We start from the raw sequence: 22,522 nt of genomic DNA, 5'->3' as shown, positions 1-22,522 counted from the left end.
ATGAACGCGAATCCGCCGATAGGGCTGCATGTGGTCGGCGCGATACCGCCCGTTCTGGCGACTACAACCTAAGGTATGTTGAACGGTCTTGCCCTGCGACGGGTTTGCGGCCCAATCGGTAACCAGAAAAACAAAAAGGCGGCACGGATGCAGGACATTTTGCAGGTATTGATTCACAAGGCCCCGGTGCAAGACGTGCAGCTGCATATCGGCAAAAGCGGCTTGTGCATTGGAGATGCCGCAGAATTACAGCTGCAAGCAGATGGCAGGATCGGGATTTATGCGCTGGCAAAACGGCCCTTGCTGGGGCTGTTGCCGCGCCGCAGCCTGCGCCATCTGGGCTTTCTGGGGCCAGCTGCCACGGCCGTGATGACCGAACCCTTGCAGCACAGCGACCACCTGAGGGTGCGAATCGTTGGTCTGACACCCGAGCATTTGTCACCGAATGGGGCCGCAGAGATTTATATCTCGGTCTGGAGCAACACGCATCGGATGATGGGGGTGCGGCCACCTGTTCCACTTCAGGTCGGCCCGGTTCAGGGCTCGTAACGCACATAAGCGAAGGCGTGCGAATCCGGTGCCCAGTTCGGCACGTTGATCGTGCCTTGGCCGCCGATAAATTCCAGAATGCGGCGGCGGCCATGACCTTTGGGATCGCAGAGGCAGAGCGCCACCGGCAGGTTTGCCGGGTGACCTAAGGTGCCGGGGGGGTAAGCCAGATACAGCAGGAGCTGCCCGTCCGGTGAGGGATGCGGAAACCAGTTGACGTAGTGATCCGCGAACAGCTTGCGCTGGCCTGTGCCATCCGCCGCCATCACCCAGATCTGCGCATGACCGTCACGGTCGCAGTTGTAGTAAATCTGGCGACCATCGGCAGAATAATCCGGCCCGTCGCAATGCCCCTCTCCCTGGGTCAGCCGGGTCTCAAAAGCCCCCAACGCCAAGGTGTAGACGTCGATTACCTTCTTTTCGCCCCGCGCCGCAACATAGGTCAGGGTCGTCCCATCCGGCGACCAGCCATGCCACCAACTCGGGGCCTCGGGAGAGATTTTGATCGGATCGCCGCCGCGAGCCGGAACCATATAGATCTGCGAGCCTTGACCCTCGTGATGCGACGAAATCACGATCTGACGGCCATCGGGGCTGATGCCGTGGTCGTTGTTCAGCTTGACCGCAACACCGGTTTCGACTGGCAGCAAAACGGGGGCATCCAGCGGCACACGGAACAGCCGCCCCTCGGCGTTGACCAAAAGCGTCTTGCCGGAGGGATCCCAGTTCGGCGCCTCGATATGCCGCTCGGTCTGCAAAATCACCCGAGAGGTGGCGCTGGCAAGATCATAAATTTCCAAGAAGCTACGCACAGAAAGACCTTTTCAGAAGAGCGGTAGGGTGGGTGTAGCCCACCGATCCGCGCGGTGGGTTAGACCCACCCTACCCGCGTTCCTTCGGTGTCAGCAGCTTCTTGGGCCGCAGCGCCTCGGCAGCTTTGAACAGGCCAAAAGTCTGGTTGACGTAATTCACCACGCCGCCGATCTGATCCATATATTTCTGCAACTCGGGGGTTTTCTCGGCTTCAACCACCTGCACCGGACGATCCGGGCCCTCGGCTTCAAACTGGCAGTAAAACAAAGGCTCACCGCGTTTCAGGATAATGTCTTTCTCAGGCTCGTGCCATTCAAACGCCCACATCAGCGGGCGCGGCCAGATGTTCAGCGGGAAGCGGCCGCCAAAGATCGTGCCCGGCAGTTGCTCGCGGCGGTAATGTGCGAAGGCGGAAAGCTGGGTGATGTAGACCAGCTCATCCGCGATAAAGCAGTAGGGCAACGACATTTGCACGGTAGGGCGATCCGGGTAGCGCCATTCGGTTTCCGACACCAGCGTCATCACCTCACCCAGCTTGTTGGCGCGAATGGGCGATGCCGCTCCGGCCCGGTTGATCAGATGCGGCTTGCCTTTGTCGTCTCGGCCAAAGCCAAGATGCATGTCAAACGGGCATTTGATCATGAAGTAGCGGCTTTCCAGCTGGATCACCGCCGGGCAACGGCTGGCCGATTTGGAATGAGCCTTGTTCGTTTGGCGAAACAGCACCCGCTCGGGCGGATCATACATCACCGCACCTTTGTCCTGCGTCAGAAACCAGCCGATGGTCACAGGTCCAGATTTCGGGCCTTCCTCGGGGCGCTCAAAGGTAAGGTTGATGTCCATGCGCAGGCCTTTCGTTTTCGCCAAAGTCGGCGCAAAGCCGTCTGCTGTCAATCTGCGGCGCGGACCAGTTGCGACCCGGCTTGTGGCGCCAGCTTGGCGAAGATCACCGCAGAAGACAGCGACAGCAAGGCGATCACGATGAACACGATGGGGAAGTTGCCTAGATCGGTGGCTGATGTGCCGCGCAGATAGCCCGCGCCCTCCAGCGTCATCGCGGCCAAGGTGATGCCGATGGAACCGGAAAGTTGCTGCAGAACAGCGGTGAAAGAGGTGGCCGAGGAAAGCCGCTCGGATGGCACCTCGGCATAGGCGATGGCGTTGACCGAGGTGAATTGCAGCGACCGTGACAGCCCGCCCACGAACAAGACCACCAGCATCAACAGCCACGGCGTTTGTGGGGTGAAGCCTGCGGGGGCGAGAATGAACGCCGAGGAAATCAGGGCATTGACCAGCAAGACCCGGCGGAAGCCAAAGCGGCGCAGGATCGGTTGGGCTGCGAATTTCAAAACCAGCGCGCCGATGCCCGAGGCGAAGGTGATCATGCCGGATTGGAACGGGTTCAGCCCGAAGCCGAGTTGCAGCATCAGCGGCAGCAGGAACGGCAACGCGCCGACGCCGACACGGAACAGCGTGCCTGCGGTGACAGAGATGCGGAAGGTCGGCAGCGCCAGCAGGCGCAGGTCGACCATCGGATTGGCCACCCGCAGGGCATGGCGGACGTAAAGAGCGATCAGGGCCGCACCCCCACCCATCAGAGTGAATACCGCGAGAGGGGGCGCAAGGTTCAGACCCATCAGCGTCGCGCCGGTCAGGAATCCCGCAAGGCCGGGACCGAGCAGCAGGAAGCCAGCGGTGTCAAAGCTGCGGGGTTCAGGCTCGCGCAGGTCGGGGATGTAGAGGGTGGCTAGGATCACGCCCAGCACGGCGATGGGGATGTTGATCCAGAAGATCCAGCGCCAATCCCAATAGGTGGTGATGTAGCCGCCCAGGGGTGGCCCCAGCACCGGGCCCAAAAGCGCAGGCACGGTCAGCCAGGCCAGCGCGCCCACCAGCCCGGCGCGGGGGGTGCCGCGCAGCACGATCAGGCGGCCCACCGGGGTCATCATCGACCCGCCGATCCCTTGCAGGGCGCGGGCGGCGACGAGTTCGATCAGGTTGGTGGAGAGGGCGCAGGCGATGGAGCCCAGGGCAAAAACCACGATGGCGGCGCGGAAGATTTTGCGGGCCCCGAACCGGTCGGCCATCCAGCCGGAGGCGGGGATGAAGACGGCGAGGGCGAGCAGGTAGGTGGTGAGGACCAGCTTCAGGTGGATCGGGTCGGAGTTCAGATCCTTCGCGATCTGCGGCAGGGAGGTAGAGAGGACGGAGCTGTCAATATTCTCCATCAGCAGGGCTGTCGCGACGATCAGGGGGAGGATGCGGGCGGAGGGCATGGCGGGACAATCCCCCAAGCTGCGGACGGGTGCAAGGGTGGTTTGGAGGGGTGGCACGCGGTTGTGAAGGGGGTGGGATTTGGGGGTTTGGGTGTGGTCCCGAGTTGGGACCATTTGGTTTATGGTTTGGGATCAGTGAGTTACGAATTTTTTAATGAAGGGTTAACCAGTTTTGAGGCTGGGGTTGGGCAAGTTCTGGAGGAACTGCCCTACAACGGCGAATGGAACGACTCGAGTCAGGGAAAGCAATGGTGTGACGGCTAAGCAAGGCAAAGCTGCGGTTCAGGTGAAGCGCAACACAGGGTCGTGCCCGACCTCGGGATGGCGCGCCGACGCTTGTTCTAGGCGCTTACTGGGTCAACGACTCCCACCGAATTTCTGCTGGTGCCGTTGCAAACGCGCCCTCCCGGGAGGAGGTCGGGCGCGGCCCGGCGGGCTTCACCCTTGATTCCGGGCAAAAAGAGGTGGTGGGTTTCATGTCAGCAATGGAGTTATAGCGACGTTTGACGCCGGTAGAAGCATCACCCTAAACACGCTGCAAGCCTTTGCGGGGCGGTTCCGAGTCTGGGGTTTTTACATTCCATACGAGCCCCAGTTTCTGCAAAACCCAGATGAAATAATAGCCCGGATCGAGCTGCCCGCGTTCGACCCCCAGCTTGGCGGAATGCGGGAAGGCGTGGTGGTTGCCGTGCCAGTTTTCGCCAAAGGTCAGCAGGCTGATGCCGGGGATGTTGTAGCCTTGCACGGGCAGACCGGAAATGCGCCAACCCTGATGGCCGCGTCGGTGCGAGAAATGCCCGACCAGCCAATGTCCAACAAGTGAGACAAATATCCGCAGCGAGCAACCCCACAAAACCCAAGCCCAGCCGCCGAAAGCATAGAGCAGCAGCGCAACGGGAAGTTGCTGCCACATCCATGTCTTCTCGATGAAGCGGTAGGTGCGGTCTTGTCCTACGCGATCTTCCAGAACGAATTCGGGCGGGTGGTCCAGACGAAACTCGCAGCAAAGTTGCCACCATGCGTCGCGCCAGAAGGCGGCTTGATGGGCGGGATGCGGCGGGCATTCGGTTTGGCGTTGATGCCAGTCGCGCAGATCATGGGTGCGGATCATGCCGATCGGCCCCGCCATGCTGACAAGGGTGCCAAGCCAGACAAAGGTGTATTCAACGACCCGTGGAGTTTCAAAGCTGCGATGGATCAGCAGGCGGTGCATTCCCACCGAATGGCCCGCGCAGATGGTCACGGCTGTCAATCCGAGAAAGACCAGCAGGGCGTCAAGTTGTGGATACAGCAGGACCCCGGTGATCCCGGCAAGGCCATGCCCGAACAGCCAGAGCGTTTTGACGGGCAGGCATCTGACGCGGCCTTGAAGGGCCGATGTTTCTGCGGTGACGTGGAAGCGGTCGGTTGAAACGAGGTGCGCCATCCCGCCAGTCTAGAGGGGTTCTGTGTGTTTGGAAGCGTTTTAGCTGCGCCCCCCTATAACAACCCCTCCGCCCCGAAATGCTTTGGGAAGAACGCCATCGCGGCGGCGTGGACGGTTTGCAGGGCCTCGGTCGCACTGTACGGTTCGCGGGTGGAGATCAGGTCGACCCAGACGCCTTCGGAGGTGACGCGCAGGACGCGGGAGATCAGGATGGGGTCGCCGGGGTAGCGGCCTTCGCGGAGTAGCGCGGCGCAGATTTCTTCCAGTTTGGTGATGTAGAGCCGGTCATTCTCGCCGCATTTGGCTTGGTAGAGCGGGCGGCTTTGCGCCTCGCCCCAGAACGACAGCCATGCGGCGAGACGGGCGGGGGTGCAGATCGCGGGTTCGAAATCGGCGCGGATCAGGGCGTCGAGTTGATGGGCGGGGGAGGGGCCAGCGGCGGTGAGGGCTGCGTCCCAGTTCTGGCGGTATTCGTCGGACAGATAGCCGAGGGTTTCGGCCAAAAGCGCGTCTTTGGTCTGGAAATGGAAGTTGACGAGGCCATGCGAGATGCCCGCGCGGCGCGCCACATCGGTGAGGGTGGTGCGGGCATAGCCCTGCTCGGCCAGCACCTCGATGGTGGCCTCGATCACTTGGGCGCGGCGGGTTTCGCGCGACAGTTTGCGCGGCGGGGGAATCGTGGGTGCGTGGTTCATGGCGCTTTCTTAGCTGAAATATCGCTTTTGATATGCTACAGATATTCTGATTGACAGACCAGTCAGAATCTTGCGAGCATGCGGAAACAGCAATGGTTTGCCATGACTCAGGTCTCGCCTCTGCCTTCGCCACGTCTGGAGTTCTGCCCTGCGACGCTTCCGGCAGCGGTCTATGTCGATGCCGATTGGTATGCGCGCGAGATGGCAACGGTGTTCGCGCAGAACTGGATTTGCGTCGGGCGGCTGGAGGATTTTGGCCGCGGTATGATGCGGCGGGTGCAGGTGGGCGCTGCGGATGTGATCGTGTGCCGGGCGGCGGCGGGTGGCGTTTCGGCGTTCCATAACAGCTGTCGGCATCGCGGGTCGGAATTGTGCCGCGAGGCGGTGGAGCCGTTGGGCAAGCTGATCCGCTGCCCCTATCACGCCTTTGCCTATGCGGCGGATGACGGGCGGTTGGTGGCGACGGGGCATGCGGTGCCTACGGCGGATTTTGATCGGGCTGCGCATGGCTTGCTGGCGGTGGCTTGGCGGGTTTGGGCGGGGTTTTTGTTTCTGAATACGGCTGACGCGCCGCGCGATCTGGTGGCGGATGTGGATCTGGCCGTGCTCGATCATTGGCCGATGCAGGGGCTGGTGACGGGGCATGTCTGGCGGGCCCAGATTGCCTGTAATTGGAAGGTGTTCTGGGAGAATTACTCGGAATGTCTGCATTGTCCGGGGATACATCCTGAGCTGTGCGACCTGGTGCCGATCTATGGGCGGGGGATCATGGCGGCGTCGGAGGCTGTCGGTTTGGCGGGGGAAGTGCCCTCGGGGAACCTGAAGCTGGGGGCGGAAAGCTGGACTGTTGGCGGGGCGGCGTGTGGGCCGGTGTTTGCGGGGCTGACCGAAGCGGAGCGGGCGGCGGGGTATCAGTTCGTGACGTTCTGGCCGACGGCTTATGTGGTGGCGCATGTCGATCATGTGCGCTCGGTGCGGATCGTGCCGCTGGGGCCACTCAGGACGGCGCTGATGGTGGAGTGGTATTTCCCGGCTGAGACCTTGGCGCAGCCGGGGTTTGATGCAAGCGAGGTGGCCGATTTCGCCAAGATCGTGCTGCGGCAGGATGGCTGCGCGGCAGAGATGAACCAGCGGGGGATGATGTCGCTCGCTTATCGCGGTGGCACGTTGATGCCCGAGGAATATGAGATTCACCGCTTTCACCAATGGCTTTTACAGGAAATGGAGGTCAGCTGATGACCCAACATGATGCAGCCAGCATGACTGTGCCGAATGACTGGGATCGCCGGGGGCTTCCGGCCTGGACTTATCACTCGGACGCGATGTTCGCGCTGGAGCGTGAGCGGCTGTTCCTGACGCATTGGCAGGTGGTCGGGCACGTCAATGATGTGGCCGAGCCGGGGAATTGGCTGGCGTTTGACCTTTTGGGCGAGCGCGCGGTGGTGATGCGGGGGCAGGATGGTGTGGTGCGGGCGTTTCACAACCTGTGCCGCCATCGCGGTGCGCGGGTGGTGGAGGGCGAGAAGGGGCATTGCAAGGGCGCGTTGGTGTGTCCGTTCCACGGCTGGGTGTATAATCTGGACGGGTCGTTGCGGGGGGCGGCGCAGCCTTCCAGCTTTGGCGGGTTGGATCGGGCGCAGTTCGGGCTGAAGCCGATCGAGATGGAGGTGTTTCACGGCTTTATCTTCATCCGGTTCTTTGCGGGGCCACAGCCAAGCGTGGCGGAAATGCTGGCCCCCTATGCCGCCGATTTCGCGGGCTATCGCAGCGAAGGCGTGCAGCCCTTGGATATGCCGCATTGGTCAACCGATCTGCCGGTGAACTGGAAATCGGTGCGCGATGTCGACAATGAGGGCTACCATGTGCCAATGGCGCATCCGGCGTTGCAGGATCTTTATGGCCGGACGTATCGCGATCTGCATCTGGATGGCGGGTTGAACGTGTCAATCGGCAGTTTTGGTGATGCCCCGGCGCGGCGGTGGTCGGTGAAGATGTATCTGGCGATCACCGAGCGGCAGGAGTGGCTGCCAGAGCATTTGCAGACGGTCTGGACCTATTACGGGCTGTTCCCAAATGCGGTGTTCGCCTTCACGCCGGAATCGGTGCAGTTTTATCAGGAAATTCCGATCTCTCCGGGCAAGACACGGGTGACGGGGCGGATTTATCGGCAGCCCGTGGAAAGCCGCCGCATGAAGGCCGCGCGCTATCTGGCGTATCGGATTGACCGCGACACCTCGGCCGAGGATCAGCAACTGTCGATCTGGTCGAACGAGTCGATGCTGTCGACGGCGTTTGAGGGCTTTCATCTGTCAGACCTCGAATATGGGCTGAAGCGGCACCATGACAGCCTGCGGGCGCTGATGCCGGTGATGACTTTGCCTGTGGCCCCGCCCGAGGCTGAAATCGCCAGCCGCAATGATGAATTGATTTGCCAGACCAAAGTGCAGGCGTAACCTGCATGGAAACCATAAAATCAGGGAGACGGCCATGAAACTGACAAGACGCCACGCGCTTGGACTGCTTGGCGGCACTTTGGCCGCACCCTATGCCCGGCCCTCTTGGGCGCAGGCGACAACGGTGAATGTCTACAACTGGTCGGACTACATCGGTGAGACGACACTGGCGGATTTTGAGGCGGAAACCGGGATCGGGGTGGTTTACGACCTTTACGCCTCGGCCGAAGAGATGCAGGCGAAGATGCTGGCGGGATCGACCGGCTATGATGTGGTGCTGATGTCGAGCCTGAAACTGGCAAGTTTCATCACCGCCGGGGTGTATCAGAAGCCAGATCGCGCCAAGCTGACCAACTGGAAGAACCTTGATCCGGCGATCCTGAAGATTGTTGAAGGCTTCGACCCGGGCAACCAATATGGCGTGCCGTATATGTGGGGCTCGGTTGGCTTTACCTTCAACATGGACATGGTGAAAGAACGCCTGCCGGATGCGGATTTGTCGGATCTGGGGGTGCTGCTGAACCCGGAAAACGCGGCGAAGCTGGCGGATTGCGGGATATCCTTGCTGGATAGCCCGACCGATTTTGGCTTTATGGTGCTGAGCTATCTGGGCTTGGATGCAAGTTCTGCGCGCGAACCGGAATATCGCAAGATGGCCGAGGCGGTGGCACCGATCCGGCAGTATGTCAGCACCTTCGACAATGCCAACTACCTGAACACGCTGCCGAATGGCGAGATTTGCATGGCGAACACCTGGTCAGGCGATTACGGCGTGGCGAAAACCCGGGCGGCTGAGGCGGGGATCAAGATTGACCTGCAATATTTCGTGCCGAAAACCGGCGCGCCTGCGTGGTTTGACAACTGGTGCATTCCCACCGATGCGGCGAATGTCGAAGGCGCGCACAAGTTTCTGGATTACCTGCTGCGGCCCGAAGTGATCGCGGCTTGCACCAATTTCACCGGCTATGCCAATGCCAACCAAGCCGCGACGGCTTTGGTTGACCCTGCGATCACCGCCGACCCTGCGGTGTACCCGGATGCCGAAACCATGAGCCGACTTTACACCCCCGCACCGCAATCCGAGGAGCAGGATCGCGAGATCACCCGGATCTGGGCTGAGATCAAGGCGGGTTAAGGTGGCGGACCCGTTCATCCGTATCGACAATGTGTCGAAGAAATTCGGCACATTTCAGGCCGTGCAAGATGTATCGCTGACCGTGGCGCAGGGCGAGATCTTCTCGCTGCTGGGCGGGTCGGGGTGCGGCAAGACCACTCTGCTGCGGATGCTGGCGGGGTTTGAAGAGCCGACGGCGGGCCAGATTTTCATCGACGGGCAGGATATGGCGGGGGTGCCGCCGTGGCAGCGCCCGGTGCATATGATGTTCCAAAGCTACGCCTTGTTCCCGCATATGAGCGTGGAAAAGAACGTCGGCTACGGGCTGAAACATGAGGATATGACGGCGGATCAGCGCAAAGCCCGCGTGGCGGAGATGCTGGAACTGGTGCAGTTGACGCCGTTTGGGCATCGCAAACCGCATCAAATCTCGGGCGGGCAGCGGCAACGGGTGGCCTTGGCGCGGGCTTTGGCGCGGCAGCCAAAGCTGTTGTTGCTGGATGAGCCGCTGGCCGCTTTGGACAAGAAGCTGCGCGAGCATACCCAGTTTGAGCTGATGTCTATTCAAGAGCGGACCGGCGTGACGTTCATCGTGGTGACGCATGATCAGGAGGAAGCGATGACGCTTTCGGACCGGATCGCGGTGATGGACAAGGGGCGGGTGCGGCAAGTGGGGGCACCGACCGAGATTTACGAATACCCGAACTCGCGGTTCGTGGCGGGGTTTATCGGCTCTATCACCGCGTTTCCGGCCAAGGTTGCGGCGCTGACGGGGGATATGGCGACGGTGCAGGTGGCGGCGTTTCAGGCTGCGGTGCAGGCGCGGGCGGTGCCGGGGCTAAACGTGGGGCAAGAGGTGACACTGGCGGTACGGCCTGAAAAGCTGGTGATCAGTCAGGCGCGGCCCGAAGGGGAGAATGTGTTCGCGGGGCAGGTCAAGGATCTGGCCTATTTCGGCAAGGATAGTCTCTATCGCATCACGCTGCCGTCGGGCGAGTTGATCTCGGTGCATTCGGTCAATGCGGGGCGTTCTGCGGGTGGACGGCCAGATTGGGATGACCAAGTTTACCTTAGCTTCGCGCCGAGTGCCGCGATTTTGCTGGTGGAATGATGCGCAACCGGATCGCGCATTGGCTACAGGGGCGCGGCTATCGCGGGGTGATCATCGGGTTGCCGTATATCTGGCTGCTGCTGTTTTTCTTCATCCCGTTCTGTCTGGTGCTGGCGATTTCCTTTGGCACCCGCACGCCCACCGCGCCGCCGTTTGGTTATGGTGGTGAACATCCGTGGATCAGCTTTGTCGGCTATTCGCGACTGTTCCACGACGATCTGTATATCCGGGCGTTTCTGGTCAGTTTGAGCAATGCGGCGACGGCGACGGTTTTGTGCCTGTTGCTGGGCTATCCGATGTCACTGGCTTTGACGCGGGTGTCGTCAAGTTGGCGTAACATCTTGTTGATGCTGGTGATTTTGCCGTTCTGGACCTCATTCCTTTTGCGAGTCTATGCGTGGATGGGGCTGATGGGAAAAAACTCGTGGTTCAACGGCCTGCTGACCGATGCCTATAATCTGCTGACCCCGGCAAGCTGGGCGATCACTTCGGTGCCGATGATGCACAGCAATTTCGCGGTGGTGCTGGTGATGGTCTACACCTACCTGCCGTTCATGATCCTGCCTTTGTATGCCAATCTGGAGCGGTTAGACCCGGTGCTGGACGAGGCCGCGATGGACTTGGGCTCGCGTCCGTTCCGGGTGTTTCTGGACGTGACCCTACCGCAATCCCTGCCGGGGATTATCGCGGGGGCTATGCTGGTGTTCATTCCGGCGGCGGGCGAGTTGGTTATTCCGACATTGGTGGGTGATGCCTCCAGCCCGATGATCGGGCGGGTGATTGCGGATGAGTTTTCCTCGGCCTCGGATTGGCCGATGGCGGCTTCGGTGGCGATTGTGCTGCTGTTGCTGATGGTCGGGCCGATGATGCTGTACACGCATTATCAAGGACGCGCCGAAACCGGGGAGGACGCACCATGAGACGCCGCCCCGTGTTTCTGATCACCGTGATGTGTTTTGGCTTCGCGTTCTTCTACATCCCGATCTTGTCGATGATGGTCTATTCCTTCAATGGATCACGGCTGGCGACGGTGTGGGGTGGGTTTTCGACCAAGTGGTATGTCTCGCTTTTCTCGAACAAACAGGTCGTGGCGGCGCTGCTGTTGTCGCTGAAGATCGCGGTGGTTTCGGCCACGGCAGCGACGATTTTTGGCACGATGGCGGGGATCACCTTGGCGCGGTTTCGGCGGTTCAAGGGGCGGACGTTGTTTTCCGGGCTGGTGACGGCGCCGTTGATCATGCCCGAGGTGATCACCGGGATTTCCTCGCTGATGCTGTTCATCCTGATGGCGAAATGGCTGGGCTGGCCAGCCTCGCGCGGCTTCACCACGGTGACTCTGGCGCATATCACCTTTTCGATGGTGTTTGTGACCACGATCATTCAGTCGCGGATGTTGCAAGCGGATCGGGCGATTGAAGAAGCCGCGATGGATCTGGGATCGAAGCCTTGGGCGGTACTGTTTGACATCACCTTGCCGGTGATCTTTCCGGCGATCCTGTCGGGGTGGCTGCTGGCGTTTACCATTTCGCTGGACGATGTGGTGATCACCTCGTTCACCACCGGGCCGGGGAACACCACCTTGCCGCTGTTGATCTGGTCGAAGGTCAAGCTGGGGGTGACGCCGGATATCAATGCTTTGGCGACTTTGACGGTGCTGGTGGTGGGTGTGGGTGTGGCTTTGGCGGGGTATCTGTTGAACCGCGCTGAGAAGCGGCGCGAGGCGGATGCGCGGATGGCGTATCGGTCCAATGAGTGAGGGCGTGCACATTCCGCTGGGTCTGCCCGGATCGGGACGGCACCGCTATGCGGCGGCGATGACACTATTTCAGGCGGGGATGATTTCCGAGGCGGCTTTGGAAGTTTATCGCATATGCTCGCCTTTAGATTGCCAAGATCCCCTGTCTTTGCTGCTAGAGCGAGAGTTGGATTTACCGCCGAAGGAGCATCATGACTGAGACTTTGATTTACAACGCCCGTATCCGGACGATGGACCCTGCCTGCCCGATGGCCGAGGCCGTCTTGCTGCGTGATGGGCTGGTGGTGGCGCTGGGCGATGCGGCTGAACTGACCGCGCGGGCCGGGGCGCGGCGGATTGATGCGGGCGGGCGGCTGGTGCTGCCGGGGTTTCAGGATGCACATATCCATTTGCTGAATGGCGGCACCGATCTGGTGGAGACTGCGCAGCTTTATGATTGCGTGACGTTGGGCGAAATTCAGACCGCGATGGCGGATCATGCGGCGACGCAAGGCGGGCCGATGATCTGGGGCGCGGGCTGGCAGAGTGGCTTCTTCGGCGACCATAACCTGACGCGCGCGGTGTTGGATGTGGTGGTGCCGGATCGGCCCTGCCTGATCTACGATGGCAACTTTCACAACGCCTGTCTGAACTCGGCTGCCTTGGCGATGATCGGGGTGGGGGCGGACACGCCTGACCCGTTGAACGGCCATATCGTGCGCGATGCGCGGGGGGTGGCGACGGGGATGCTGCATGAAGAGGCGATCAACTGGGCGACGGCGCGGCTGCCGCAGACGGGTGACGAGGTGCGGCGGCAGGGGTTGCGGGCGGGGATGGCTTTGGCCAACAAGCACGGCATCACCGGGGTGATTGATCCGTGGATTCTCGATCATCATGCGCGGATTTACAGCGGAGCGCTTGACCGCGATGCGTTGACGCTGCGGGTGGCGGGGGCTTGTCTGGTGACGGCGGCGGATACGGTCGAGACGATGATGACCCGGCTGCGCAGTCTTCGCGCGGCGCATGGCGGGCAGGATTTTCATCTGAACGCGGCGAAGTTTTTCCTTGATGGCGGGCTGGAGAACCGCACGGCGGCGATGCTGGCGCCTTATGCCGATACGGCGGGGGGCAATGCGGCGCTGATGTTTCCGCAAGAGCAGATCGACGCTTTGTTTGTAGCACTGGATGCGGAACGGTTTCAGATTCATGTGCATTGCATTGGCGATGCGGCAACCCATGCCGCGCTGAACGGATTTGCTGCGGCGCGGGCTGCGAATGGGGCTTGGCCTTCGCTGCACCAGATTGCGCATTGTCAGGTGGTGGATCCTGCCGATTTCCCGCGCTTTGCGGCTTTGGGGGTGATGGCGAATCTGCAACCGCTTTGGGCCTGCAATGACCCGATCATCCCGGATGAAACCATGCTGATGATCGGCGCGGATCGCGCAGCGCAGACCTATGCGTTTCGGTCCTTGATCGACGCGGGCGCGCCCTATTGCATCAACTCGGACTGGGCGGTGACCACGTTGAACCCGTTTGAGATCATCGGCACGGCGGTGACGCGCGAACCGCCACGGGCGCGCGGCGTGGCGGAACCGTTCTTCCCGGATCAGCGGATGACGGTGGCCGAGGCGGTTTTGGGCTACACCACCCACGCCGCAGCGGCCTGCTGGCGCGGACATTATACCGGCGCGCTGAAGCCGGGTTATTCCGCCGATCTGATCGTGCTCGACCGCGATATTTTCAGCGTTCATCCTTACGCGATTGCCGAAACGCGGGTGCTGATGACGCTGTTCAAAGGCCGCGAAGTTTACCGCGCGCCGCATTTTTCCAACTGAAAGGCTGCTGAAATGACCCTTGAGATGAAACCGATGGCAGCGGGTGACCGCCGGATTGCCAATATCCACACCGCGAAGTTTGAGGAATTTGTCTACCCGGATGGTCTGGCGTTGGGCGATGCGATCTTGCAGCATGACACCGATCTGCCGCTGGGCACGGGGTTCCACGTCTACCGGATGCCCGCAGGGATGACGACGCGCAGCCATCGCCACATGGGGCATGAGCAGTTTCTGATCCTTGAGGGCGAGCTGATTGAAAGCGACGGCACGGTGTTTCGCGCCGGCGATCTGGTGTTTTACCGCGATGGCACCGAGCATAACTCCTACACCCCGAACGGCTGCCTGCTGGCGGTGCATATCGTCGGGCCGGAACAGCCGCTGGAATAGGGTTAGCTGCTGATTCAGGACGTTCTGCGGGCCATCAGCCAGACGAAGAACAGCCCGCCGGTCAGGCCGGTGACGATGCCGATCGGCATATCCTCGGGGGCCATGACGATGCGGGCGGTGGTGTCGGCCCATGTCAGGAAGATCGCGCCTGCCAGTGCCGATAGCGGCAGCACGCGGGCGTTGTCACCGCCAACGATCAGGCGGACCAGATGCGGCATCATCAGACCGACGAAGCCGATGATGCCGGAAAACGCCACCATCACCCCGGTGATCAGCGCGCCTGCGACGAACACCGACAGGCGAAAGCGGGCGATGGGGATGCCGAGGCTGGCCGCAGTTTCATCGCCCAGGCTCATCGCGTTCAGATCGGGGGCGCGGTGCCACAGCCACAGGCCGGTGGGGATCAACACGGCCAGCGGGAACAACAGATGCGGCCATTGCGCGAGGCCAAGGCCGCCCAGCATCCAGAACACAACGGTATGGGTGGCGCGCGGGTCACCGAGGAAGATCAGGATGTTTGCGCCCGCCATGATGATGAAGCTGACAGCAACGCCTGCCAGCACAAGGCGGTCGGCGGATGTGGCGCGGGCGAATTGGGCGATGCCAAGGACGAGGGCGGTGGCGGCCAAGGCTCCGGCGAATGCCAGCAAAGGGACGGTGAGCAGGCCAAGGAACATGCCGGTGTGCATCAGCGCAAGGATCGCCCCGAACGCGCCGCCAGAGGAGATGCCCAGCAAGTGCGGATCGGCGAGGGGGTTGCGGGTGACGGCTTGCAGGGCGGCTCCGGTCAGACCCAATCCCGCACCGACGAGGGCGGCGAGGATGGCGCGGGGAAAGCGGATGTCCCAGACGATGGCCTCACGACCTTGGCTCCAAGTGACCGGGATTGTGTCGGGGGCGAGGTGATTGACGGCGACGCCCCAGACGGTGGCCAGCGGGATCGGCACAGCACCAATGGAAACGGCGAGCAGGATCGACAGCAGCAAAGCGCCAAGGCCCGCCAGCACAAACGCGGTGCGGCGAGACAGGTGCCACACGGTTGTGGCGGTGGTGGTTTGCGTCAGATCAGCCATTGTCCTGCCCTTCATGGTCGTTCGCGCCGGAGGTTAAGCCCCGGCGCGTAGCAAATCGTTACTGCGCCGCGAAACCCGCGACCAGCTTCTCCACCGCTTTGATATTGCGCGGGCCGGGGGTGGCCTCGACATATTCCAGCACGACGAAACGGTCGTTCTTCACCGCGTCAATGCCCGCGAAGGCCGGGTTGCCCTTCATGAAGGCGATCTTCTGCTCAGCCGTCACATCGCCGTAGTTGACGATGACGATGACCTGCGGGTTGCGTTCTACCACAGGCTCCCACGCCACGGTGGCCCAGCTTTTATCCAGATCGTCCATGATGTTAACGCCACCTGCCGCTTCAATCAGCGCGGTGGGCATGGCGTATTTTCCGGCGGTGAAGGGGGTGTCCTCGCCGCTGTCATAGACGAACACCCGCAGCGGGTTGGCATGATCGACGCCTGCGGTGACTTCGGCGAGGCGGGTCTTATACCCTTCAACCAGCGTTTTAGCCTTATCCTCAACGCCGAAAATGGTGCCAAGGTTCAGAATGTCATTATACATGTCATCCATGCTGCTTTTCGCCTTCGCGCCGACGAAAATGCAGCTTTCGGTCAGCTCGTAGGTCTTGATGGCCAAAGGCTCCAGAGTTTCAGGCGTGACTTCACCGCCAACCTTCATGCCGTAATTCCAGCCTGCAAAGAAGAAATCGGCATCAGCGCCAGCGAGCACTTCTTTGGTGGGGTATTTGGCCGAGAGTTCCGGCAACTCCGCCACGCCTTCGCGCATTTCGGGATCGAGAGTTTTCCAGCCGGAAATGCCGGTATAGCCGACCATGCGATCCCGCAGACCCAGCACCAGCATCATCTCGGTCAGGTTCACGTCGTTGGAAATAGCGGCGGCGGGGGCGGCATCGAAGGTCACGTCGCGGTTGCAGCTTTTCACCGTGACGGGAAAGGCTGCGGCAGAGGTGGCGGAGAGCAGCAGGGCAATGAGGGCGAGTTTCATGTGGTATTCCTAGAGATGAAAAGAAAAGCGCGGCGCGGGACCAGAGCGGTCGACGCGGGCGGTGACGTTGAACGCGGTGGCGATGTGATCCACCGAAAGTGCCTGATCGGGCGGGCCATCCGACAGCACGCGGCCCTCGGCCAGCACCAACACCCGGTCGGCGAATTGTGCCGCGAGGGTAAGGTCATGCAGGGTGCAGATCACCGTCAGGCCAAGACCGCGCAGCAGCGCCAGCAGTTCAAGCTGGTGGCGAATATCCAGATGGTTGGTCGGCTCATCCAGAATCAGCACGCGGGGTTCTTGTGCGAGGGCGCGGGCGACCATGACGCGCTGTTTCTCGCCGCCGGACAGGGTGCTGAAAGCGTGGTCGGCAAAGCGGGTCAGGTCGAGGCGGGTGATCGCGGCATTGATCACCTCGGCATCGCGCAGGCTGGCAGCGGCGAAACCGGCTCGGTGCGGCAGGCGTCCCAAGGCCACGATCTGACGCGCGGTCAAGGCGAAATCCGTGGGCTGTTCTTGCAGCACGGCGGCGACCAGACGGGCCGTGTCACGGGCCGAATGCAGCCAGATATCGCGGCCCATCAGGCTGACGGTGCCTTTGCGTGGCGCGACATAGCGATACAGCATCCGCAGCAAAGATGATTTGCCTGCGCCATTCGCGCCGCAGATCGCCATCACCTCGCCCTCTGCCAGCGCAAAGCTGATGTCGCTGAGGATGTCGGGCCTGCGCGGTGGCCCCCAATACAGGCCGCGCGCTTCCAGAATGGGTTGGGTCATTGAAACTGACCCTCTGCGGTGACGATCAATGCGGCGGGGATGCGGGCGAGGGTTGCGCTTGCCAGTTTGCCGGGGCGATCCGCCGCGCGGCACCAACCATCTTCAAGTCGTTGATACAGCTTGGCAAAATCGACCAGCGCATCAATGTCGGCATCCGGGTCAATGTCGCCGAACAGCCATGTCGCCTTGCCTGTGGCCCGCCAAGCGACGGTGCAGGGCCGATCACAGCCCGCCATGCAGGCGGTGCCGGAAATCTCAAAATCTGCCGCCAGTCCTTTGGCTTGCGAGACCGCCGCACGCAGCTTTTCCAGCAGCGCAAGGCCGGGTCGGCAGGGGCTGTCTTTGTGGCGACAGCTTTGGCAGACCAAAATTTGGTGACGCGGTGCGCTCTGCCGCATGGCAGGTTCTTGGGTCAGCGCGGACCCGTGCAGTTCAATCATAGCATCCTTCCCCAGGCGCCCCGCCCGGTCGGTTGTTTCGGCTATGATGGCAGGTCTCCTGACTCGCGGGTCGTGGCTTGCCTGCGCCTTCCCACCCCATCGGGGCAGTGGACTTTGCAGGTTCGCTCACCGCTTACAGTTGCGGGGGCAGTCACGGATTTGGCGGCTAATGCCTACACCACACCGTATTCCCTTTTCATCCGACGCAGCTTTGCGCTTGCCGGAACCATCCCGCGCAAAAGATCGGGTTTGCCCGCCGCTGTCAATCCGCTCAGCGACAAGGGACGGCGGTTTTGCGCCTTATGCGACGTCGAGCCAGCTTTGCTGTTGCGACGAGGCTTGAATGGTTTCCACCAATGTCTGAATGCGCAGGCCCTTGCGGAAGTTGAACGGCTCGGGCGCTTTGCCTGCGATGGCGTTGACATAGCCCGCGACTTCAATCGCCTTCAGGTCATTGAAGCCGATCTGATGGCCAGCGGCGACGCAGAACAACCCGTAGGGGGCGTGATCCGGCCCAGCCTCGATCCGGCGAAAGCCTTGGCGGCCCTTGGCATCGGCGGTGGAGAAGTAGTTGAGAACGTTGAAATGTTCCTGACTGAACGCCAGCGCACCTTTGGTGCCGTAGATCTCAAAATCATGCTGCATCTTGCGACCGGTGGCGATCCAGTTGCCTTCAATGCTGCCCGTGGCACCATTTTCAAACCGCAGGAAGGCGCGGCCAATGTCATCGACCATGACGGCCTTGCGGCCACCTTTGCCATCGGGGCGCTCGGTGATCATGGTGACGCAATCGCCCATCACGCGGTTGATGGGGCCGCAGAGAAATTCGGCGGTGGCAAGCGCATGGCTGCCGATATCGGCCAAAGCGCCACCGCCTGCGGGGTCGTGGCGGAAGGCATAGGGGCCGCTGGCATCGGCCATGTAATCTTCGGCGTGCAGGCCACGGTAGCCCCTGATCTCGCCCAGCTCACCGGCTTGGATCATATCGCGCGCAAGGGCCAGCATCGGGTTGCACAGGTAGTTGAAGCCGACCTGGGTTTTCACGCCTTTGGCTTCTGCCGCGAGGGTCATTTCCAGCGCGTCAGCGGCCATCGGGGCAAGCGGTTTTTCACAATAGACGTGCTTGCCAGCGGCAATCGCCGCCAGCGACATTTCCTTGTGCAAAGCGTTGGGGGCGGTGATCGACACCAGATCAATCGCAGGGTCCGCGATGATGGTGCGCCAGTCGGCGGTGGCATTTGCAAAACCCAGAGTTTGTGCGGCACGGGCGGCGGCCTCATCGGTGATGTCGGCGACCGTGTGGAGTTCCAGATCAAACGGCAATTCGAACACCCGTGGGGCGGAAGTGAAGCCGAATACATGCGCCTTGCCCATGAAACCGGTGCCAATCAGGCCGATGCGGAGTTTGGGTTTGCTCATGGCGGGGCGTCCTTCTGGCGGGTGTGGGGTGAAATCCGCCATAGGGTTGGGGTTGGGTCTGGTCAAGCGCGCGGGGGCGCAGGTTCGTCAAAAGCCATCACGGCGCAGAACCCTGTGGGATTGGCCCGCGTGCTACAGCGTCATCGGGCCATCCGGCACCGGCATACCGCCCGCCACCGCACCCCAGACGGATTGGTCAAAGTTGACGACGGCTCCGGTCATCAGGCCAGCGTCATCAGAGACCAGAAAGTTCACTGCGCGGGCGGCCTCTGCCGGGTCTACCAGACGGCCGAAGGGCAGTTTGGTGGCGGCTTCAGCCTCCCAATCCGCGCCACCTGCGGCGATTTGCAAGGCGCGTTCGTTGTCCGAGGCCATCCAGCCGATGTTCAACTGATTGACCCGAATGCGGTTGGCCATCACCGAAAACGCGGTGTTGGTGGTCAGGGTGGTCAGCGCGCCTTTGCTGGCGCAATAGGCGTTGATAAAGGGTTGCCCCGCCAGCGCCGAGATTGAGCCGATGTTGCAGATCGCCCCCTGAACGCTATCGCGGATCATCAGTTTGATGGCGTCTTGCATCAGGAAATATGGGCCGCGCACATTGACGGCGAACATCCGGTCAAAGAGTTCGGGCGAGGTATCCAGAATGGTGCCGCGATCGGTCAAAGCCCCGGCATTGACCAGCACATCCAGACGGCCAAACAGGCGGTCGGTCTGGGCGATGGCGGCGCGGCAATCCTCGACCGTGCCAAAATCGGCGGCGATGAAATGGGCTTTGGTGCCATAGCTCGCGGTCAGGCTTTGCGCGACAGCCTCACCCCGTGCGGCGTTGCGTCCGGTGATGATGATGCCCGCGGCCCCGGCTGCGGCCAGCCTGTGCGCAATGGCAGCACCGAGACCTTGGGTCGCCCCGGTGATCACGCAGATTTTGCCGTCCATCCGATTGCCGGAAAACATATTCATCAATCCCCGCTGTTGAGCCGTCTTAGAACCACTGCCCCGGCTCCATCAGCCCCAGATCCATCAACTGCTGGCTGTGCCAATCGAACGGCGTCGAGTTGTGCCATTTGAAATCATGGATATCAAAGCGGGAACCCGCGTTCGAGCGCAGGGCTTTCGCGGTGCGGAAGCTGACGATGGCGGTGGTGATGTTGTGGTGCCACGGGCAGGCGTAGGTGTTGTATTCTTCATCCGACAGGGTGAAATCGGGCCGCAGCGTTAGCCCCGGCTTGGTGCGGAACAGCGCGATGCGGTCGATCTTGCGGCGCGGCACCGGGATGTGTTCTTCAAACCGCCAACGCAACCCGCCAAAGAAATCCAGCTGGCGTTCTTTCGGGTAGTTGTGATTGGCGACATCGGGGCGACCCAAGGCATAATAGCCGGATTTATCCAGATGCGCGTGATCCAGCGATACCGCATTGGGAAAGGTGTTCAGATCATCGGCGTAAAGATCAACCACATAGGACAGCATCGCGTCGCGGCGTTCTTCGCTGTGGAAGGCCAGCATTTCGCGGATGTTGCGGGTTTCGCAGAACGGGTGGAACAGGAATTCGGCGTTATAGCAGTAATACAGCCAGATGCCGGGGGCGGCGGCGATGACCTTGTTCACCGCCTCTACCAAGGTCTCGACGGTCGGCACATCATAGCGGATGCGGTGAATTTTGGCCTCAAGCTCGGCGGTGACGGGAATCTCGTCGGGGGCAAACAGCACAAGCTGGACAAACCCGGCCTCAAGATGATGGCGGATGGTGGTGTCGACCTCGACCGCATCTTCGGCAAAGACCAGCGCCAGCGGGCCTTTTGCCAGGACGGTCTTGGCCTCGGACAGAAACTGATCAAGCGACGCGTATTTCATGCCCTGCCTATGTGCCTTTGGCTTGTTTGTCGGCAGAATCTGTTAACAATCCATGCAACGCAAGCCCCGGCGTTGCGAAGCCCGGCACTTTGGCATAGAGGGCAGGCCAGACAGAGGTGCGCTATGGCTGATCCCAAGAAGCTTTTCATCAAGACCTATGGCTGTCAGATGAACGTCTATGACAGCGAGCGCATGGCCGAGGCTATGGGCGCGGATGGCTATGTCGCGACAGACAGCGCCGAAGATGCCGATATGGTGTTGCTGAACACCTGCCATATCCGCGAGAAAGCCGGCGAAAAACTGTATTCCGATCTGGGGCGGCTGAAAAAGCTGAAACTGGCGCGACCGGATGTGAAGATCGGCGTGGCGGGCTGTGTGGCGCAGGCCGAGGGTGCCGAGATCATGCGGCGGATGCCGATTGTCGATCTGGTGGTTGGGCCGCAATCCTATCACCGTCTGCCCGAGATGGCGCGGGCGGGGACGCCGCAAGTCGATACCGATTTCCCGCTGGAAGATAAGTTTGATCTTTTGCCGGAACGCAAAGCCAGCCGTGGCCCGATGGCATTTCTGACGGTGCAGGAAGGCTGCGACAAGTTTTGCGCCTTCTGCGTGGTGCCCTATACCCGTGGGTCCGAAGTGTCGCGCGATCCGCAGCGTATTCTGACCGAAGCGCGCGGCTTGGTGGATAAGGGCGTGCGCGACCTGACGTTGCTGGGGCAGAATGTGAATGCCTACCATGGCGACGGCTGGACCCTGAGCCGCCTGATCCGCGAACTGGCCGAAATCGACGGCTTGCAGCGCATCCGCTACACCACCAGCCATCCCAACGACATGGATGATGACCTGATCGCGGCGCATGGTGATCTGCCCAAGCTGATGCCCTATCTGCATCTGCCGGTGCAATCAGGATCAGATCGCATCCTGAAAGCGATGAACCGCAAGCATACCGCGGAAGCCTATCTGCGCCTGATCGAACGCATCCGCGCGGCGCGGCCCGATATTCTGCTGTCGTCGGATTTCATCGTCGGTTTTCCCGGCGAGACCGATCAGGATTTCGAAGATACCTTGGCGCTGATCCGTGCGGTGAATTATGGTGCGGCCTATAGCTTCAAATACTCCGCCCGCCCCGGCACGCCTGCGGCGGAAAAGCCCGAAATTGATGGCGCCGTCGCGGATGCCCGCCTGCAAACCCTGCAAGCCCTGATCACCGAGCAACAGCGCGGGTTGCAAGAGGCGATGGTCGGACGTGAAGTTGGGGTGCTTTATGAGAAAGCCGGGCGCGAGGCCGGGCAGATGATTGGCAAGTCTGACCACCTGCATGCGGTGTTCGTGAATGACCCGAATGGCCGCGTTGGAGAGCTGGTGCGGGTGAGAATCTTAGCTTCGTCGTCCAACTCTTTGGCAGGCGCGCGTATTTCCTGATTGGCACTCAACCGGCATCGTTTCCCTTGCGTCAGCAAAGGTTACAAAGTGACGATTTTATAGCCAGACACGCAACAGCTAGTCTTGAAAAAGCCATAAATCCATAGATTTTGCTTTACTTCACAAGGCCGCCTCGGCAAACCTTCGCTCATATCTA

At 61.3% G+C, this 22,522-nt stretch carries 22 protein-coding genes and 1 riboswitch; of the genes, 10 read left to right on the top strand and 12 right to left on the bottom strand.

Going from position 1 to position 22,522, the window contains the following annotated elements:
- Nucleotides 1-147 precede the first annotated feature (147 nt).
- Nucleotides 148-549 (top strand): hypothetical protein, encoded by a 402-nt coding sequence (locus U1A24_RS14765; protein ID WP_322322737.1) that lies wholly within the window; start codon nucleotides 148-150, stop codon nucleotides 547-549.
- Here the strand turns inward: U1A24_RS14765 and U1A24_RS14760 are convergent.
- From U1A24_RS14760 to U1A24_RS14740, 5 genes are all read right to left on the bottom strand, one after another.
- On the bottom strand, nucleotides 537-1,349 hold the full coding sequence (locus tag U1A24_RS14760; protein ID WP_322322736.1) for a hypothetical protein: 813 nt from the start codon (nucleotides 1,347-1,349) through the stop codon (nucleotides 537-539). The genes U1A24_RS14765 and U1A24_RS14760 overlap by 13 nt on opposite strands.
- An 82-nt stretch (nucleotides 1,350-1,431) precedes the next feature.
- On the bottom strand, nucleotides 1,432-2,205 hold the full coding sequence (locus U1A24_RS14755) for a hypothetical protein (RefSeq protein WP_322322735.1): 774 nt from the start codon (nucleotides 2,203-2,205) through the stop codon (nucleotides 1,432-1,434).
- Between the two features lie 47 nt (nucleotides 2,206-2,252).
- Nucleotides 2,253-3,638 (bottom strand): DHA2 family efflux MFS transporter permease subunit, encoded by a 1,386-nt coding sequence (locus tag U1A24_RS14750; RefSeq protein ID WP_322322734.1) that lies wholly within the window; start codon nucleotides 3,636-3,638, stop codon nucleotides 2,253-2,255.
- 526 nt (nucleotides 3,639-4,164) lie between these two features.
- Complete coding sequence (locus U1A24_RS14745; RefSeq protein WP_322322733.1) at nucleotides 4,165-5,064, bottom strand: acyl-CoA desaturase; 900 nt, start codon at nucleotides 5,062-5,064, stop codon at nucleotides 4,165-4,167.
- Between the two features lie 53 nt (nucleotides 5,065-5,117).
- Nucleotides 5,118-5,759: a TetR/AcrR family transcriptional regulator gene (locus U1A24_RS14740; protein WP_322322732.1), complete on the bottom strand. Its 642-nt coding sequence runs from the start codon at nucleotides 5,757-5,759 to the stop codon at nucleotides 5,118-5,120.
- A 78-nt stretch (nucleotides 5,760-5,837) separates the two neighbouring features.
- On the opposite strand from U1A24_RS14740, the gene U1A24_RS14735 reads away from it, so the two are divergent.
- The 8 genes from U1A24_RS14735 (at nucleotide 5,838) to U1A24_RS14700 (ending at nucleotide 14,394) form a co-directional block, all read left to right on the top strand.
- On the top strand, nucleotides 5,838-6,995 hold the full coding sequence (locus U1A24_RS14735) for an aromatic ring-hydroxylating dioxygenase subunit alpha (protein WP_322322731.1): 1,158 nt from the start codon (nucleotides 5,838-5,840) through the stop codon (nucleotides 6,993-6,995).
- Nucleotides 6,995-8,212, top strand: a complete 1,218-nt coding sequence (locus U1A24_RS14730) for an aromatic ring-hydroxylating dioxygenase subunit alpha (protein WP_322322730.1) — start codon at nucleotides 6,995-6,997, stop codon at nucleotides 8,210-8,212. The genes U1A24_RS14735 and U1A24_RS14730 overlap by 1 nt, the downstream gene beginning before the upstream one ends.
- Nucleotides 8,213-8,246: 34 nt before the next feature.
- Nucleotides 8,247-9,347 carry a polyamine ABC transporter substrate-binding protein gene (locus U1A24_RS14725; protein ID WP_322322729.1) on the top strand — a complete coding sequence of 367 codons (1,101 nt, stop codon included), beginning with the start codon at nucleotides 8,247-8,249 and terminating at the stop codon, nucleotides 9,345-9,347.
- Between the two features lies 1 nt (nucleotide 9,348).
- A complete protein-coding gene (locus U1A24_RS14720) occupies nucleotides 9,349-10,437 on the top strand; it encodes an ABC transporter ATP-binding protein (RefSeq protein ID WP_322322728.1) in 1,089 nt (362 codons plus the stop codon).
- Entirely contained in the window at nucleotides 10,437-11,357 is a 921-nt protein-coding gene (locus tag U1A24_RS14715) for an ABC transporter permease (RefSeq protein WP_322322727.1), read from the top strand. Before U1A24_RS14720 ends, U1A24_RS14715 begins: the two co-directional genes overlap by 1 nt.
- Complete coding sequence (locus tag U1A24_RS14710) at nucleotides 11,354-12,193, top strand: ABC transporter permease subunit (protein ID WP_322322726.1); 840 nt, start codon at nucleotides 11,354-11,356, stop codon at nucleotides 12,191-12,193. The genes U1A24_RS14715 and U1A24_RS14710 overlap by 4 nt, the downstream gene beginning before the upstream one ends.
- A gap of 191 nt (nucleotides 12,194-12,384) precedes the next feature.
- Complete coding sequence (locus U1A24_RS14705) at nucleotides 12,385-14,007, top strand: amidohydrolase (protein WP_322322725.1); 1,623 nt, start codon at nucleotides 12,385-12,387, stop codon at nucleotides 14,005-14,007.
- 12 nt (nucleotides 14,008-14,019) lie between these two features.
- Entirely contained in the window at nucleotides 14,020-14,394 is a 375-nt protein-coding gene (locus U1A24_RS14700; RefSeq protein WP_322322724.1) for a cupin domain-containing protein, read from the top strand.
- A gap of 14 nt (nucleotides 14,395-14,408) precedes the next feature.
- Here U1A24_RS14700 and U1A24_RS14695 read toward each other — a convergent pair whose 3' ends face one another.
- The 7 genes from U1A24_RS14695 to U1A24_RS14665 all read right to left on the bottom strand — a co-directional run bounded on the left by U1A24_RS14695 (nucleotide 14,409) and on the right by U1A24_RS14665 (nucleotide 20,943).
- Nucleotides 14,409-15,467 (bottom strand): iron ABC transporter permease, encoded by a 1,059-nt coding sequence (locus U1A24_RS14695; protein WP_322322723.1) that lies wholly within the window; start codon nucleotides 15,465-15,467, stop codon nucleotides 14,409-14,411.
- A 58-nt stretch (nucleotides 15,468-15,525) separates the two neighbouring features.
- Complete coding sequence (locus U1A24_RS14690) at nucleotides 15,526-16,455, bottom strand: ABC transporter substrate-binding protein (RefSeq protein ID WP_322322722.1); 930 nt, start codon at nucleotides 16,453-16,455, stop codon at nucleotides 15,526-15,528.
- 9 nt (nucleotides 16,456-16,464) lie between these two features.
- Nucleotides 16,465-17,232, bottom strand: coding sequence for an ABC transporter ATP-binding protein (locus tag U1A24_RS14685; RefSeq protein ID WP_322322721.1), 768 nt, complete (start codon nucleotides 17,230-17,232; stop codon nucleotides 16,465-16,467).
- Nucleotides 17,229-17,672 carry a DUF1636 domain-containing protein gene (locus U1A24_RS14680; protein ID WP_322322720.1) on the bottom strand — a complete coding sequence of 148 codons (444 nt, stop codon included), beginning with the start codon at nucleotides 17,670-17,672 and terminating at the stop codon, nucleotides 17,229-17,231. The genes U1A24_RS14685 and U1A24_RS14680 overlap by 4 nt, the downstream gene beginning before the upstream one ends.
- A 30-nt stretch (nucleotides 17,673-17,702) precedes the next feature.
- A riboswitch (cobalamin riboswitch) is annotated at nucleotides 17,703-17,918 on the bottom strand.
- A gap of 54 nt (nucleotides 17,919-17,972) precedes the next feature.
- Complete coding sequence (locus U1A24_RS14675; protein WP_322322719.1) at nucleotides 17,973-19,091, bottom strand: Gfo/Idh/MocA family oxidoreductase; 1,119 nt, start codon at nucleotides 19,089-19,091, stop codon at nucleotides 17,973-17,975.
- Nucleotides 19,092-19,223: 132 nt separating this feature from the next.
- A complete protein-coding gene (locus U1A24_RS14670) occupies nucleotides 19,224-20,051 on the bottom strand; it encodes an SDR family oxidoreductase (RefSeq protein WP_322322718.1) in 828 nt (275 codons plus the stop codon).
- 22 nt (nucleotides 20,052-20,073) lie between these two features.
- Nucleotides 20,074-20,943, bottom strand: a complete 870-nt coding sequence (locus U1A24_RS14665; protein WP_322322717.1) for a glycosyltransferase family 2 protein — start codon at nucleotides 20,941-20,943, stop codon at nucleotides 20,074-20,076.
- A gap of 123 nt (nucleotides 20,944-21,066) precedes the next feature.
- Here U1A24_RS14665 and miaB point away from each other — a divergent pair, with 123 nt between their 5' ends.
- Nucleotides 21,067-22,365 carry a tRNA (N6-isopentenyl adenosine(37)-C2)-methylthiotransferase MiaB gene (miaB, locus tag U1A24_RS14660; protein WP_322322716.1) on the top strand — a complete coding sequence of 433 codons (1,299 nt, stop codon included), beginning with the start codon at nucleotides 21,067-21,069 and terminating at the stop codon, nucleotides 22,363-22,365.
- Nucleotides 22,366-22,522 lie beyond the last annotated feature (157 nt).

This window comes from Cypionkella sp., assembly GCF_034376685.1.
Classification (GTDB): Bacteria; Pseudomonadota; Alphaproteobacteria; order Rhodobacterales; family Rhodobacteraceae; genus Cypionkella.
This window is presented reverse-complemented; position numbering and strand designations above follow the sequence as displayed.

Coding starts and splice junctions, on each gene's coding strand:
- U1A24_RS14765 (WP_322322737.1), top strand. CDS start 148: ATGCAGGACATTTTGCAGGTATTGATTCACAAGGCCCCGGTGCAAGAC.
- U1A24_RS14755 (WP_322322735.1), bottom strand. CDS start 2,205: ATGGACATCAACCTTACCTTTGAGCGCCCCGAGGAAGGCCCGAAATCT.
- U1A24_RS14750 (WP_322322734.1), bottom strand. CDS start 3,638: ATGCCCTCCGCCCGCATCCTCCCCCTGATCGTCGCGACAGCCCTGCTG.
- U1A24_RS14745 (WP_322322733.1), bottom strand. CDS start 5,064: ATGGCGCACCTCGTTTCAACCGACCGCTTCCACGTCACCGCAGAAACA.
- U1A24_RS14740 (WP_322322732.1), bottom strand. CDS start 5,759: ATGAACCACGCACCCACGATTCCCCCGCCGCGCAAACTGTCGCGCGAA.
- U1A24_RS14735 (WP_322322731.1), top strand. CDS start 5,838: ATGCGGAAACAGCAATGGTTTGCCATGACTCAGGTCTCGCCTCTGCCT.
- U1A24_RS14730 (WP_322322730.1), top strand. CDS start 6,995: ATGACCCAACATGATGCAGCCAGCATGACTGTGCCGAATGACTGGGAT.
- U1A24_RS14725 (WP_322322729.1), top strand. CDS start 8,247: ATGAAACTGACAAGACGCCACGCGCTTGGACTGCTTGGCGGCACTTTG.
- U1A24_RS14715 (WP_322322727.1), top strand. CDS start 10,437: ATGCGCAACCGGATCGCGCATTGGCTACAGGGGCGCGGCTATCGCGGG.
- U1A24_RS14710 (WP_322322726.1), top strand. CDS start 11,354: ATGAGACGCCGCCCCGTGTTTCTGATCACCGTGATGTGTTTTGGCTTC.
- U1A24_RS14705 (WP_322322725.1), top strand. CDS start 12,385: ATGACTGAGACTTTGATTTACAACGCCCGTATCCGGACGATGGACCCT.
- U1A24_RS14700 (WP_322322724.1), top strand. CDS start 14,020: ATGACCCTTGAGATGAAACCGATGGCAGCGGGTGACCGCCGGATTGCC.
- U1A24_RS14695 (WP_322322723.1), bottom strand. CDS start 15,467: ATGGCTGATCTGACGCAAACCACCACCGCCACAACCGTGTGGCACCTG.
- U1A24_RS14690 (WP_322322722.1), bottom strand. CDS start 16,455: ATGAAACTCGCCCTCATTGCCCTGCTGCTCTCCGCCACCTCTGCCGCA.
- U1A24_RS14685 (WP_322322721.1), bottom strand. CDS start 17,232: ATGACCCAACCCATTCTGGAAGCGCGCGGCCTGTATTGGGGGCCACCG.
- U1A24_RS14680 (WP_322322720.1), bottom strand. CDS start 17,672: ATGATTGAACTGCACGGGTCCGCGCTGACCCAAGAACCTGCCATGCGG.
- U1A24_RS14675 (WP_322322719.1), bottom strand. CDS start 19,091: ATGAGCAAACCCAAACTCCGCATCGGCCTGATTGGCACCGGTTTCATG.
- U1A24_RS14670 (WP_322322718.1), bottom strand. CDS start 20,051: ATGAATATGTTTTCCGGCAATCGGATGGACGGCAAAATCTGCGTGATC.
- U1A24_RS14665 (WP_322322717.1), bottom strand. CDS start 20,943: ATGAAATACGCGTCGCTTGATCAGTTTCTGTCCGAGGCCAAGACCGTC.
- miaB (WP_322322716.1), top strand. CDS start 21,067: ATGGCTGATCCCAAGAAGCTTTTCATCAAGACCTATGGCTGTCAGATG.